A 14,110-nucleotide genomic window follows, 5' to 3' on the forward strand; every position below is an offset into this window, starting at 1 on the left:
TGCCAGATACTCCTCACACTCTGATGTCGACGCCGCTGCTCGATCCGAGCATGCGGCCATAGCCGCGCCCGATGGGCGCTGCGGGAACGCTGTCGTCCTCGCTGACGATCAGGCGGCGGGCATTGCCGCCATTGTCGTTGTTCTGGCCTGAGTGCTGACCCGATGAATTCTGGTCGCGCAGGCTGAAGGACAGACCGTTGCTGCCGGTCTTGAAGCCGGCATCGTCGAGCGCGCGCTGCAATTGCGGCGCGTCCTGACGCAGCATCTGCAGCGTCTCCGGCTTTTCCACCGTCAGATGCGAGGTGACGTTGCCGGCGCGGTCGATATTGATGCGGACGTCGATCTTGCCGAGCTCGGCCGGATCGAGGCTGATGTCGAACCGCGACTTGCCGGAGCGAATGGCGGCCGCGATCTCGATCGGGATGCCGCTGATCGGCACCGCCGTAGTGTGGGTCGCCGCGGTCGCGGTCAGCGTCGCGGTGGAGGCGGTGGCGGCCGAGGTCGCATTGGTCAGCGGCGCCTGCACGGCGGAAGCGGCCTGCGCGCTGGCTTCGGTCGGAGCGATCGTGGCTTGCGGGCCGGCATGCGCCGGCGCGGCCGGCGTGCCCTGGACCGGCTCGGCGGTGCGGTCGGCGGGGCCCGCCTTGGCGTCGGTCGCGAAATTATCGGCCTGCGGCTTCAAGCCTTGCGCATGGGCGGCGTTGGCGGCCGGTGCCTGCGCGGCGACGTTCGCCTTGCCGGTGTCCTGGCCGATATTCGAGATGTCGGTCTGGGCCTGCGCCGTGGCGGCATCCTTGAACGCGGTCTTGGGCGTGCCCTGGCTGACCGCGGCGATCAGTCCGCCACCAGCTTTTCCATCGGTCGAGGCGGTCTCGGTCGTGCCGGCCGCGGCCTCGCCGAGCGTTGTCGTAGTCTCGGCGTCGACCTCGGCGCCTGCGGCCTTGGCGCTCGCCGTGGCGGTATCGGTCTTGGTGCCGGCGATCTGGGCCGCGATGGAGGCGCTGGCGGCAAGACCTGCCGCGGCGATCGCGAGCGGCGCGGCGGCGGCATCGCCAGCCTGGTTCGCAGCTGCATTCGGATCGACCGGCACGACCGGCGCGGCAACGATGATTCCGGGGTCGGGCAGGGCGGTCTGCGCCGTAGCGGGCGGCGCGGCAACAGCCGCCTCGGCGGCGGCGGTGAGGACCTCGGTGCCATCAGTCGCGGCGCTCGCGGTCTCGTCGGGTTTCTCCTCCGATTTGGCGTCCGCCGTTTCGGACTTGTCCTTGACCTTGCCGGCGTCCTTGGCCGGATTGCCGGGCGCCTCGCTGTCATGCTCCGCCGGCGCAGACGCGTCGGTGTCGTCGCTCGCCTTGCTCTGCGAAGTCTGGTCCGTGGACGAGGTGTCGCGCGACGGCCGCTCGGTCGCCGGGGAGGACGAGGTCTGCTCGCTCCGGCGCGGTGCGCTGTCCTGCGCCGGCGCGTTGTTGCCGCTGGCCTGCGTGTTGCTGTCGACCAGCGAGCCGAAAGCCTCGCTCGCCGGCGTGTCCTTCGGGGCTTGCGACCGGGCAGGCTTCTGCTGCGCGCTCTGGATTTGCACGCTTGCCACGACATCTGACATCCGACCGACCACAGGCAACCCCTTGCAAGCAACTTCGCATCAAGAGGGAGCAAGGAGCGGGCCAGCGCCCCAACTCGAAGATTTCAGTAATATAATCAACGTTTTGGCGACGTGGATGCATTGCCGGGCCGCCGGCCCCGACCCCGCCATTTCTGCCGCCCCGGCAAGAATTGCCCTAAGCGGGGGCCCGCGTGATTGCTTCACCGGAATGCCGCCTATATTAAAGAGGTTACTCTCAGCCGCCTTCGACTTGGGCAGTCGTGCTCTTCGGGAACCAAGGTTCCGGGAGATCGCCGCCGTCCCCGGAGAAAGCACAGCAATCGCGGATCGCGCGTCGCCGCCGTCACAACGCTTTAGGGCCCATGCTCAACAGTCTGGATCTCGAAGGCCGTCCCGAGGACACCAGGGTCGTCGTCGCCATGTCGGGCGGCGTCGATTCCTCGACGACGGCTGCGCTCTTGAAGGCTGAGGGCTACGACGTCGTCGGCATCACGCTGCAGCTCTACGACCATGGCGCGGCCACCCATCGCAAGGGTGCCTGCTGCGCCGGCCAGGACATCCACGACGCCCGCGACGTCGCCGCCAAGCTCGGCATTCCCCATTACGTGCTCGATTACGAGGACCGCTTCCGCGAGTCCGTCATCGACAATTTCGCCGACTCCTACGCGCTCGGCGAGACGCCGGTGCCCTGCATCGAGTGTAACCGCAGCGTCAAGTTTCGCGACCTCTTGAAGACCGCGCGGGAGCTCGGCGCGCAGGCGCTCGCCACCGGCCATTACGTCGCCTCGCGCCGCCGGGGCGACGGCTCGCGCGCGCTGGTCTGCGCGGCCGACGCCGACCGCGACCAGAGTTACTTCCTGTTCGCGACCACGCAGGAGCAGCTCGACTTCCTGCGCTTTCCGCTCGGCGACATGACCAAGCCCGAGACGCGCGAACTCGCCCGCCGCTTCGGGCTTGCGGTCGCCGACAAGCACGACAGCCAGGACATCTGCTTCGTGCCTACGGGGCGCTACACCGACGTCATCACGCGGTTGCGTCCCAATGCGATGGACCCCGGCGACATCGTCGATCTCGAGGGCCGCGTGCTCGGCCGGCACAACGGCATCGCCAATTTCACCGTCGGCCAGCGCCGCGGCCTCGGCATCGCAGCCCATGCGCCGCTGTTCGTGGTGCGGCTGGACGCGGTGACCCGCCGCGTCGTGGTCGGCCCGCGCGAGGCGCTGAAGATGCACCGCATCAGCTTGCGCGACGTCAACTGGATCGGCGACGGCGACATCGACCGCGCCATCGGAAGCGGCCTTGAAATGTTCGTGCGCGTGCGCTCCACCCGCAGCCCGCAGCCGGCCTGGCTGCGCGGCAGCAATGGCCGTTACGAGGTCGAGCTCGTCGCCGGCGAGGAGGGCGTCTCGCCGGGACAGGCCTGCGTGTTCTACGACGCGGCGAGCGGCCAGGCCCGCGTGCTCGGCGGCGGCTTCATCCAGAGCGCCGCGGCCAAGGCCAGCACGGGCACATCGCGCCCGCTCGCGGAAGCCGTGCGCGGCTGAGCGCGATGAGATTGAGCCCAACTGTCACCGCAGCCACGGTGCGCCCCCTCTCCCGCTTGCGGGAGAGGGTTGGGGAGAGGGTGCTTCCGCGATGGGATACTCCCGATGCGGAGAGAACCCTCACCCGCGCCTTCGGCGCGACCTCTCCCGCACGCGGGAGAGGCACTAGACCTCCCGCGGGGCGGGATCCGTTCTCACCAACAAACACACCTTAGAGAATCTTCGCGCAAGGGCAGGGGGCATGGCAGCAGACATCTCGCGGGCCGGGGTCGAGAAGGCCTATGGCCGCTGGGCGCCGGTCTATGATCTCGTGTTCGGCAAGGTGTTCGACGCCGGCCGGCAGTCGACCATCGCGGAGGCCGACCGCATCGGCGGCCGCGTCCTCGACGTCGGCGTCGGCACCGGTCTTTCGCTCTCCGAATACGCGCGCACCACCAAGGTCTGCGGCGTCGACATCTCCGAGCCGATGCTGCGCAAGGCGCAGGCGCGCGTGCGTTCGCTCCGTCTCTCCAACGTCGAAGTGCTCTCGGTGATGGATGCGAAGAACCTCGCCTTCCCCGATGATTTCTTCGACGCGGTGGTGGCGCAATATGTCATCACCGCCGTGCCCGATCCCGAAGGCACGCTCGACGAGTTCATGCGCGTGCTGAGGCCTGGCGGCGAGCTGATCCTGGTCAATCACATCGGTGCGGAAAGCGGCCCTCGCAAGCTGTTCGAGCTCGCCTTCGCGCCCATCGCCCGCCGCCTCGGCTGGCGCCCGGAATTCCCGTGGGCCCGCCTCGAGGGCTGGGCCAAAAAGCACGGCGGCGTCGCGCTCACCGAGCGCCGGCCCATGCCGCCGATGGGTCATTTTTCGCTGATCCGCTACCGCAAATCGTGATTGCCACCTGCGGGAACAGGGGGCCTCGCGCGCGCGTTTCCTACCCATGCGCACGAGAAACCTCATTGTTGCGGGCCTCCTGATCGCCGCCTCTGCACCAGCGATCGCGCAGGCCCCGCCCGCCCCGGCGACGCCGCCGCAAGCGACCGCGCCGCCATCCCCGCAACGCGCCGCCGGCTGTGCCCCATCCGATCGGCTGGCGACCACCCCCGACGGCACCACCACCGGCCAGTCCCGGGAACCGCTCGGCGACAAGCTCGCCAAGACCGACGGCGTGCTCTGCCCGCCCGCGGGCATCGATCCTGACATGCACGCCCCCGCGCCCAGCACTGGCGGCAACACCCCGGTGATCCCGCCCCCCGGCAGCCCCGGCGGCGACCCCAATGTGAGGCCGAAATAAGGACGCTTCCCTTCGCCTCTCCCCGCCGGGGAGAGGCCGGAATCCGCGCGACGCGCGGATTCCGGGTGAGGGGGACCATCCACGAGTCTGGCGCTCCAAAAAATCGCAAATTCTGGTGAGAAATCGGGCCGAAGCGGGCTTGTCGCGCCGAAGCTTTAGCGAAGGCGGATTGACTTACCCCCGCCCCCTTCCTTATATGCCGCGCGTTCGCGAGATCGGCCTTGTTCGCCGCCGCGATCCCTGTGGCGGGGTAGCTCAGCTGGTTAGAGCACGGGAATCATAATCCTGGGGTCGGGGGTTCGAGTCCCTCCCCCGCTACCACCTTTCCCCACACTCCTCTGACGTGGTTTGGATAGGCCTTTTCCCCGAGCAGGGCGTTTAGCCGGCCCGCTATCTCCACGGCTACGCCACCTGGGCGTCGTCCTGGATCGCGGAACACAGTGACCGTCTCGACCAGGTCTCTGATGGCTTCTGCGGCCTCTCCGTCACCCGCACTGACACCTTTGCCCAGTGCTTCTTCAAGCCGACCGAGTTGCTCCTCATATCGTTTGAGGATGGCCGGATGCAGCGCGACTTCCTTCGGGGCGGGTGGCTCACTCTGCAACTCCTCAGATATCCGCTTTCGTTCGGCATCTAAGGCAGTCGATCGCGGTCCGAGAACGGATGGATCGCCATGTCCTTTCGCGATCGCATCCACCAGTCGTTCGATTTCCCGGTTTAATTGCCCATGCTGCTGCTCAAGGCGCTGCCGTTTTGCATGTGATGTGGCTGCGAGGCGCTTCCGCTCCTCGAGATACGTGCGTACGTATTCTGAGATAACTTTCGGCGCGCGCAATTCGGCCTTTAGACCGTTGAGGACTGCACTTTCGACCGTATCCAAATAGAAAGTCTTGGCGTCCGGACACGTGCCGCTCTCTGTCGCCGCCGAGCAGCGAATGCGAACACGCCCTGATTTGTCGCGCCCATTGGTTGCCATGCCCGAGCCGCACGAGCCGCAACGGAGCAGGCCAGATAGCATCCGACGAGGCCGGCGTTGATGGCTGGGGTGGGTGTGACTGCGCTCCTCTTTGCGTTGCTGAGCAGCTGCGAATAGCTCTGGATTGACAATTGCAAGGTGCGGAACTTCAGCCACCTGCCAGTCACTCTTACGATTTGGTCGTGACAGTCGCTTTCCCGAGTCGGGATCTTTCACCATCCTGACCTTGTTCCAGACGAGGCGCCCTACATAAAGCTCGTTCTGCAGAATGCCGGCACCCCTCCCGAGATTGCCATTGATAGTTGACGCATTCCATGCCCGCCCTCGCGGAGGTGATACCCTCTCCTTGTTGAGATCGTGCGCGATTTCACGAGGCGTCCGACCGTCCACGTATTCCTGGAAGATGCGCCGGATCATCTCTGCCTCGGCCTCGACGATGACTCGTTCGCCGCTCTTTCCGGCGACCGCGGCGTATCCGTATGTGAGGCCACCTCCAGCCAAACCTTGCTTGACCCGACCTGCTTGGCCACGCCGCACCTTGTGCGCGTTGTCTTCACGATAGAGTTGTCCGACCAGGCCGCGAAGACCGACCAGCACAGTGTTAACGACGCCTTCGTGGACCGCCCGGATCTCGATGCCGAGAAAAGATAGTCGCTTATGGATACCCGCGAGGTCTTCCATGTCGCGAGAGAGGCGGTCGAGCGCTTCAACGATCACTACGTCAAAGGATCTCTCCCGCGCTTGGTCCAACATCCGCAGAAGGCCTTCGCGTCCCATGACCGAGCCACCTGAACGAGCTCGATCTTCATGGGTGCTGATAACCGTTAAGCCTTCGCGCTCTGCATAGCTTTGACAAAGTGAAAGCTGATCTTCAATCGAACGCTCGTTCTGAAGATCGGTTGAGAATCGAGCATAGATCGTCGCTCTCTTCCTTGACTCTTCGATCGACGAGCTCTCTTTCATGATCTTCCCTCGCAGCCAGACGAGCAAGTACGCGCGCAAGGCGTAAGATCGCCTTGTCTGGATTCGTCTGCAAGGACAATTTGCGATGCGCATCCTGCACGATTGAACCTCTAGGTCATCGCGCAACTCAACGAGGTGCACGCACCTGCGCTGGCGCCATTCCACAAAATGTCGGCGTTGGTGATCATCCAGAGCATCATGCTCTGGCGGTGCCTAAGCGGAACGGCCGCTATGAGCTCGTCGTGTAATTGGATGCCGCGGCGAAGAAAAAGGGATGCAGCTCGGAAGGCATTCGCCCGCCGAAGTGTGCACTGCTAGCAAGTGTTACGTCCAGCTCTTTGTACGTGGCTAGATTCTGGGGCGAGAATCCGGCACCGTCACCAACAGACTGTGACCAGCTATTGATCTCATTGCTATTTTTGGCCAGAAATAAACCTGCAACCAGACCGTTATGAGCGGGAAGGGGTCGCGGGAGGACACTGAAAATATTGATGAATTTGGGGAAGATTGGTAGCGTTCGTTCGCGTTCTGTTACGCCGTAGCGCTTGGTTATTGGTTGGTTGGAGAACGCGACGTGGCGTTAGTGCAGCTCTATAGAGTGGCGTTCATGCATTTCACTCAACAGATCAAAGCTTGCTTGCCATGTGGAACAGCATTCAGCGGCAAGTAGCGGCAGACGAGGCAGGGGCGGTCGGTACCGCTTTATCGGGGCAAATGTCCGCGCCTATGCTGGACAGCTTCAAACCGAGCTAGAGTCACGCAAGCCGCGGTACACGCCGATTCGGTGGCACTGATGAGAAATCAATCGGTGGACGTGCCGCGCGATGTGCGGGAGCTTGTTGAAAAGACCATCGACCAAACGGAGAGGGCGTTCTCGTTTTTCTTTGAGCAAGCCAAGCTGCCGGGCAACCTTGCGCTGAACTTCGCGTAACAGAACGTCACAACTTCTCTGGAATATGCGCGTAAGCTCGCCGCCGCGCAAAACTTGCAAGAGGTCGTTTCCTTCAGGCCGAATTTCTGCGGACTCAGATCGAGCACGCCAGTCAGTTCACGCCGAAGGCTTAAGCTTCCTATACGTCACAAGGGCCGTGGCGAACGGAATGCCCGCTCGCCCGGCGCTTCCCCGAACGATGCAGGTCCGGGCCATCAATCGCATAGAACCAATCATCAAAGTTCAGCTTGAACGACTTCCCGTCGCCTTGTGGCGTCTCGCGACTATATTTCCAATGAAATGCGCATCCGGCTTGCTCGCCCGTGGCCTCGCCATCTAGCCGATTTTCGTGCCCCGTGTACTGGCCTTCGCCCATTTTGTGGATGGTCCAGCGTAGCGTGTCGCTGTGGCCATCATCGAAGGTGTACGTCTCCGTGAACACAACGGTATCGGTGTCTTCGTCCAATTCGCCGTGACCCGATATCGTCGCTCGCTTAAGAAGCCACCGACAAGGCTTTCAACCACAGCCCATCCTTCCAGGCGGCCGACGAAGAATGCTTCGGGCAGAAATAGCGGTTTGGTTTCTTTGAAGTGGGCGATGGCCATAGCGGAGCCCTTCGAAAGCCGTCTAACGAACTAAGTCTCCTCCTGAGATCAGGTTCCTGATCGGCGCGGAAACATGCTTGGTTCGGTGCGCTCTACCATCCGCAGCACGCTCTTGCAGGACGGACATTCATACGATCGGATTTCGTACCGCGTGGCGGCGGGCTCGCTGCCGACGAACTTTCGCGGCTTGTGGCACGCGGTGCAGAGGTATTGATTGCGGTCCATAGCAGACCCCAAAACGCAGCGTTAGAACAGAAGAGAAAGGCCGCCCGCAACAATCGAGCGGCCACCGGGTCAAAGATCAAGCGGCTGATCGCAGTCCCAGCGCCCGCATCGTATCTTGAGTGCGAGGGGGGGGAGAGTCGGAAATCCGACGCTCCCAGCAGGAATGGCTGAACTAGTGGCCTCTTAGACACACTGTCATTAGTCCTGCCGCAGTCCTTTGAAGAATGGATACAGCTTTCCTTCCGCTGATTTGGCGCGATACTCGATCTCGGCCATTAGCTCGGGCTCCACCCAAATGCCGCGACGCGCGATGCGCTTTGTGTAGGGCTGCGTTTTGCGAACGAGCGGCTTTAGCTTTCGCTGTAGTTCTTTCCTATCGGCAGGCGAAAAGCCGTAGTCAACCTTCCCGGCGTACAGAAACTCGTTGCCTTTGCGGCGGCCGATGTACATGCCGTCCCATTTGGTGCCGCCTAGCGCGTAGCCAGCAATGGCCAGCGTCTCGCGTTGTGCGCACGTCACTTTTACCCATCCAGTGCCCCGGCCGCTTTCGTATCGGCTGTCACGCACCTTCGACACAACGCCTTCTAAGCCGGTCTTGCACGCATGTTTGAACATGTCCTGGCCGTCTATCTCAAAGCTTTCGCTGAATTGGATAGCCGTGCCATCAACGATCTTACGCAACAGCGCTTTGCGCTCGAACAGCGGCACCATGCGCAGATCGCGACCATTTAGATATCGGTTGCGAAAAATTCGGCGTTGCCTTTTGTAGCCGAGAGTTTTCCAATGCTTCCTGACGTTCGCTACGGCTTTCCATTCTGCGCTTCTGCTTCCGTTGACGTGGAAGGCGGCGCGTCTCAAGGTAGCTCCTCCGATTGTGAGGGAGGCGTAATCTTGATACGGCTTGGTCCGGAGTTCGAACGTAGTGTCCAAACTGAACGCGAGGTGGCGGCAGATAAGTCGATGCCCTGTCATCAAGGTCAACGCCTTCCGTTTGCCCAGCGGTTGACCTGCACCGTCGCCGAGGCTTGTGAAGTGACCGGTCTCGGGCGGACAAAGATTTATGAATTAATCGGCGATGGTCGAGTTACCACGACGACCGTCGGTCGCCGTCGGCTAGTCATGGTGCAATCTCTGCTGGCTCTGGTTGGCGTCAATATGACACCAGCCAACCGTGGATAGGTTCGCGGCTCCTAATGACAGTCACCCGAACAGGTGCGGAAGCTGACGACAGCACGCCTATCGAATCAATCGTGAAATAGCTCTTGATTCAATTGTGTATCAGCCCGGAAAAGCAGCGAGTGCGCTCCGGGCTTGGGGCCGCGGAGCCAAGCCTGCAGACTTATGCGTTAGATGGCAAAAGCTTCTTACTGTCATCCGCGCCGGCCGCATTTTCACCGGGCCGCGGGACCAGCGGTACCACTGCTGCCCGAGCGAGATCTTCCAAAGCTGTCGAGATATATTTGGCGTAGTGCCCCTCGATCATTTTCACAGAAGTGTTGTGCAGTTTAGCAACGTGCTGAATGGGGAGGCGGTTTCGCAAGCCCCGCACGATGCTGGAATGTCGTAACGCATAAGGAATGGCTTCCGGCAGCCCTGCGCGCTCGCGGATCGCATGCCACGGACGAGTAAGTTCTGCCGTCTTCCACGGACCGCGTTCTGATTTTCTCCAAACGATGCTACCTGCTTCCTGCTCATGGCTCCATCGCTCGAACAACGGCGCGTCTCTTGGACGATCTAGGATTCCCGGTAAGAGGACTTCGACGATATCTTCGCCCACCGGAACTGGTACGGAGCCGCCGTTGCCGCCACGTCCCTTGTAGGAACCTGGTACCATCAAACGTCGCTCTTTCCGTTGTGCATCGCTAACGCGCATCCGCCTTGCCTGCGCAAATCGCGCGCCCGTTGCTGCAAGGCACACGACAATGCGATATAGATCGCCTTCAAATCCTTGCTCGTCGTCGATCTCGCATGCGGCTTGAAGCAACGTGCTGATCTGCGCGTCCGTGAGGATTTGATTGTCTCGAGCGACAGATATCTCGTCATCGTCATCAATGCGCTCAGCCTTAAACCCGTCTTTCACAATCGAGAGGAATGTTGGATTCAGCTTCTTTTGTTCCGCCGTCAAGCGTGGCCATGCAGCATTCAGCGCCGCCTTCAGGTCGTTTATGAGCCGCTGTTTTGTCGTCGCCTTCAATTCTACAGGAAGGTCCTCGCGCCACGTCAAAAGATCATCTTCCTGTAGCGCGTGTAGATGGACTGCGGCGAGAGAGGCGGCCTCAACGGCTTCTTGGCTGCCACGCTGCTCTTGACCAAGAACGTAACGCCGCAAGCGGTGACCAGCATCGGATCGAACCTCGCGTCCGGCCCGTCGGCTATCACGGGCATTACGTTCCCTGATGTATGTCTCTACAGCCGTCCGCACGGTGGGTACCGGTCCGGCGGCTTGTGCCGCCGCTTCTATTCTGGACCGGGTGACGTGTTCCCGCGCTTGTGTCACCGCCTGCTCGAAAGTCAGCGTGCCTTCGGCAAGTTTGTCGTTGACGTCGTTGGCGATGCCGACCCGCGCCTGCTTGTAGTTGGCTCCTTCATGGTGATTGCGCCAGCGCACGAACCAAACGCCGCTCCGCTTGCCCTTGCGATAGCCAAGATGCGCCTCGGCATCGAGGCGGCGCCAATGGACGCCAAGCTCCAGTTTCGAACGCGCCTTGGCAGTCGTGATCTGAGCCTCAGTGAGCGTCTTTGTCACGGCATACGAACCCGGAGTCGTCGAATATCCGTCGAATAAGCATCGGCGTACAAAGCCGAACAGCGAAGAACGGATTCTACATAAACTATTGAGAAGGCTATATTATGACGAACGACCGCGAACCCCCGCGGAAAATGTTTCCAGCCCTCTCAAGGCTGAAACAGGGGTTCGATTCCCCTAGGGAGCGCCAGCGGCTCTAGAAGCGCTGAGATTTCAAAAACATCACGCAAATCATAGCTTTGTCTGCGCTCAGGTGGTAGCAGATAGTAGTAGCTTTGATGCGCGCAATGCCGGGACTGATCCGAGATCGACACGGGACTTACTACGTCCAACGGAAGGTGCCAGAACGCCTCCAAGAAGCCGTTGCGCGCGTCCTCAATTCCGGGAAATCCAAGCAGGTCTTTCTCAAGAAGTCCCTCGGCACCAAGGTGCTGAAGGAGGCGAACGTTGCTGCGACTCATGTGCTGGCAGACTTCAATCGGACGCTGGCGGATGCCGAGGCGCTGCTGAAGGAGCGGCCCGTCATACTGTCGCTCACCGATGCTCAAATCAGGCGTATGGCTGAGATGCATTACGCTGTGACGTTGGCGCATGATGAGGAGGAGCGCAGCGAGGGCACTGGGTCAGAGCCCCTGTTTCAGAGTATCGCGAAGCAGCTTAGCGACGCCGGTATTCCATACAGCACGCCGTTCGAGGTTGGTTCAGTACCCGAGTTCGGGCTCTCTGACCGTGAGATTTACAAGAGGACGGATACGCTGGAGTTCGATTTGGCCGTTAGCGCTCCAGCGTTGGCCCGAGGTGACGTCAGCGTCATCGGAGAGGAACTGGACCAGCTGCTGGACGAGTTTCAACTTAACCTCGACCGCAAAAGTGCATCATACCGAAAGCTGGGAATGGCGGTGCTAGCGGCACACGTCCGCGCCCTCAGGGACATTGAGAGGCGCAATGCAGGAGAACCGGTTGAGACGCCCGCGTCTGCCTGTGCGTCCCCTGAGGCTCCTTCAGGCGAACAGGGAGGCACGCTACGCGAAGCCTTTGAAGGTTGGAAGAAAGAGCGCGATAGGCCTGAGGGCACCGTGCATGAGTACGGTCGGGCTGTGGAGATGTTCATCCAGCTGCACGGTGATCTTCCCCTACTGAAAATGAGGCGATCACACGCCCGCACATTTCGTGAGGCGTTGCAGTTGGTGCCTAAGTTGCGCCGAGGCGCGCTCCTGAAGGCATCTCTTCCGGAGCTGCGCGACTACGGCAGCGCGCACCCAACGGTCCCGAAGGTGTCCCCAGGGACCGTGAACAAGCAACTGGGCGCCTTGCAAGCCATAGCAGGCTGGGGCCACCACCACGGCCTAGTGCCTGATGATGTGCCATGGGCGGACCCGTTCGCAGAGATGCGTCTTGAAGAGGAACAGTCGGAGCGGGAGCCCTTCGACGCTCGCGACCTCCAGACCATCTTCGACGCTCCGCTCTTTACCCAGCAAAAGCTGCCCGGGGGAGCTAAGGGGGAGGCGGGTGTGTGGTTGCCCCTTCTTGCACTGTTCGCAGGTGCCCGTCAGGCTGAATACGCCGGTCTTCGCGTGTCTGACATTCGCACGGATGAGGAAACAGGCATCCCGCTGATGTGGTTCTCTCGCGACCCGAAGGCGGGACGGCGGCTCAAGACCAAGACGTCCGAGCGCGTTGTACCTGTCCATCCGCAGCTAGTAGCGCTTGGATTCCTGAACTACGTGGAGGCACGGCGCAAGGAAGGCGACAAGGCGTGGCTCTTTCCCACCGTTGCTCCTGACCAGAAGGGGGCCCTCAGTGCCTGGTCCAAATGGTGGAGCCGCTATCTGCGCAAGCATGTTGGCATCAGCGACCGCAACAAAGTCTATCATAGCTTCAGGCATGGCTTCCAGGACGCGCTCCGCCGTACTACGCCCGATGAAGAACTGCGGGACGCTCTGACCGGCCGGAGCAGCGGGAAGTCTGTTGGACGCACCTATGGCGCAAAGGGCATGTTGCAGCGTTGGGGCGCCAAGGTCCTCAAGCGAGCAGTAGACGACATTTCCTATCCGGGGTTGAACGTGTCGCGCGTGCAGGCCGTGGGAAACGCGAGACTGGCCAGGAAAAATGTCTCGCGGCAATAAGACTTGGACCGGTCTGACCAACCAAGCGCCAAAAGGACCGCTGGAGCGAGGGTGAATTACCGATGGCTAATCTCGATGATGTTCTCGCAAAGACAACCGGCGAGCATGCTCGCGCGCTACGTTGGTTTCGCGATAACGCCGGTCGTATTGTCCCTTGGTCGGAGATTCAAGCCCACGCAGACAATGGTGCTCGTCTCGTTACTCAAGCGAAGGGAATCTACAAGCCTCAATACATGGAATACGCGCTTAGTGTGCGGCAAACACTAGATAGTCCGTATGCAGATAAAGAATTGCAGAGGCGCTCAGATGGCTCTTGGGTGTATCCCTATTTTCAAGAGAACCAAGATCCTAAACTACGGGATAAGGAGGCAACCAATCGGGGATTGATCAAATGCATGAGCGATGGGATTCCTGTTGGGGTGTTGCTGCAAACCAAGCCGAAGCCCGGCGTCGAGTATCAGGTTGTCGGTCTTGCGACCGTATCTGAGTGGCGAAACGGCTATTTTATTCTTGAGGGCTTCTCGGATGAGGGAAGTATCCACGGCATCGATGCAGCCCATGATCGAGCAGGGGCAGAATCGGAACCGGTCACCGGCAACTTTGACCCTTCAGGTCCTGTTGATCAGCGGCAAAGGGCGATTATCGAAGTCGTGCGCCGACGCGGGCAGGCACACTTCAGAAGGACGCTCCTCGAGGCTTACAAAAGGTGCGCGATAACTGGTTGCGACGCGGCCGAGGCGCTGGAGGCCGCTCATATCATGCCATATCGAGGCGATCATACCGACCATGTTCAAAATGGTCTCTTGCTAAGAGCGGACATTCATTCGTTGTTCGACCTTGGACTGTTGTCGATTAATCCCAAGACCATGACCGTTGTAATCGCCCAGAACCTGCACAAAACGACGTATGGTCAGCTCGCTGGCTCTTCGCTCTTGCTTCCGACCGATCCCCGAGCCCAGCCCTCACTGGAGGCGCTTGCCAATCATTTAAGTTGGTCTGGCATAGTCGCTGATTGGTCGTCAGCGGCAGGCTAGGCCGCACCGGAGGACATAAAAGAATCCTTTGGTGCGTCATGGATCTTGATTCTAGCTGGCTAAGGCTCCGAAGTGTTTG

General features: G+C 61.2%; 11 protein-coding genes, 1 tRNA gene and 1 pseudogene. 8 read left to right on the forward strand and 5 right to left on the reverse strand.

Translation table 11 applies throughout. The features are described 5' to 3' along the window. Nucleotides 1–13 precede the first annotated feature (13 nt). Nucleotides 14–1,612: a flagellar hook-length control protein FliK gene (locus ACM43_RS16525; RefSeq protein ID WP_271541327.1), complete on the reverse strand. Its 1,599-nt coding sequence runs from the start codon at nt 1,610–1,612 to the stop codon at nt 14–16. 350 nt (nt 1,613–1,962) lie between these two features. Between ACM43_RS16525 and mnmA the strand changes: the two genes are divergently transcribed. The 4 genes from mnmA (at nt 1,963) to ACM43_RS16545 (ending at nt 4,745) form a co-directional block, all read left to right on the forward strand. After that, nucleotides 1,963–3,144 carry a tRNA 2-thiouridine(34) synthase MnmA gene (gene mnmA, locus ACM43_RS16530; RefSeq protein WP_271541330.1) on the forward strand — a complete coding sequence of 394 codons (1,182 nt, stop codon included), beginning with the start codon at nt 1,963–1,965 and terminating at the stop codon, nt 3,142–3,144. Nucleotides 3,145–3,385: 241 nt separating this feature from the next. Next, nucleotides 3,386–4,024: a class I SAM-dependent methyltransferase gene (locus ACM43_RS16535; protein WP_271541332.1), complete on the forward strand. Its 639-nt coding sequence runs from the start codon at nt 3,386–3,388 to the stop codon at nt 4,022–4,024. A gap of 46 nt (nt 4,025–4,070) precedes the next feature. After that, complete coding sequence (locus tag ACM43_RS16540) at nt 4,071–4,424, forward strand: hypothetical protein (protein WP_271541335.1); 354 nt, start codon at nt 4,071–4,073, stop codon at nt 4,422–4,424. Nucleotides 4,425–4,668: 244 nt separating this feature from the next. Next, nucleotides 4,669–4,745 (forward strand) — tRNA-Met (locus tag ACM43_RS16545). Here ACM43_RS16545 and ACM43_RS16550 read toward each other — a convergent pair. Then, entirely contained in the window at nt 4,702–6,456 is a 1,755-nt protein-coding gene (locus tag ACM43_RS16550) for a recombinase family protein (protein ID WP_420886524.1), read from the reverse strand. The genes ACM43_RS16545 and ACM43_RS16550 overlap by 44 nt on opposite strands. Nucleotides 6,457–7,156: 700 nt before the next feature. Here ACM43_RS16550 and ACM43_RS16555 point away from each other — a divergent pair. After that, nucleotides 7,157–7,294 (forward strand): hypothetical protein, encoded by a 138-nt coding sequence (locus ACM43_RS16555; RefSeq protein WP_271541337.1) that lies wholly within the window; start codon nt 7,157–7,159, stop codon nt 7,292–7,294. A 139-nt stretch (nt 7,295–7,433) separates the two neighbouring features. On the opposite strand, the gene ACM43_RS16560 is transcribed toward ACM43_RS16555, so the two are convergent. Together ACM43_RS16560 and ACM43_RS16565 are read right to left on the reverse strand one after the other, a co-directional pair. Beyond that, nucleotides 7,434–7,760: a DUF3833 family protein gene (locus ACM43_RS16560; RefSeq protein WP_333919225.1), complete on the reverse strand. Its 327-nt coding sequence runs from the start codon at nt 7,758–7,760 to the stop codon at nt 7,434–7,436. Between the two features lie 563 nt (nt 7,761–8,323). Further along, nucleotides 8,324–8,860: pseudogene (locus ACM43_RS16565) on the reverse strand (ATP dependent DNA ligase); the annotation flags it as partial. Between the two features lie 225 nt (nt 8,861–9,085). Between ACM43_RS16565 and ACM43_RS38950 the strand changes: the two are divergent. Then, entirely contained in the window at nt 9,086–9,304 is a 219-nt protein-coding gene (locus ACM43_RS38950) for an excisionase family DNA-binding protein (RefSeq protein WP_442869315.1), read from the forward strand. A 160-nt stretch (nt 9,305–9,464) separates the two neighbouring features. Here ACM43_RS38950 and ACM43_RS16570 read toward each other — a convergent pair whose 3' ends face one another. Beyond that, nucleotides 9,465–10,871, reverse strand: coding sequence for a tyrosine-type recombinase/integrase (locus ACM43_RS16570; RefSeq protein ID WP_271541339.1), 1,407 nt, complete (start codon nt 10,869–10,871; stop codon nt 9,465–9,467). A gap of 287 nt (nt 10,872–11,158) precedes the next feature. On the opposite strand from ACM43_RS16570, the gene ACM43_RS16575 reads away from it, so the two are divergent. Together ACM43_RS16575 and ACM43_RS16580 are read left to right on the forward strand one after the other, a co-directional pair. Beyond that, nucleotides 11,159–12,997: a site-specific integrase gene (locus ACM43_RS16575; RefSeq protein WP_271541341.1), complete on the forward strand. Its 1,839-nt coding sequence runs from the start codon at nt 11,159–11,161 to the stop codon at nt 12,995–12,997. A gap of 62 nt (nt 12,998–13,059) precedes the next feature. Further along, complete coding sequence (locus ACM43_RS16580) at nt 13,060–14,031, forward strand: HNH endonuclease (protein WP_271541343.1); 972 nt, start codon at nt 13,060–13,062, stop codon at nt 14,029–14,031. The last annotated feature ends 79 nt before the right edge of the window (nt 14,032–14,110 follow it).

This window comes from Bradyrhizobium sp. CCBAU 45321 (assembly GCF_028128975.1).
GTDB classification, from domain to species: Bacteria; Pseudomonadota; Alphaproteobacteria; order Rhizobiales; family Xanthobacteraceae; genus Bradyrhizobium; species Bradyrhizobium yuanmingense.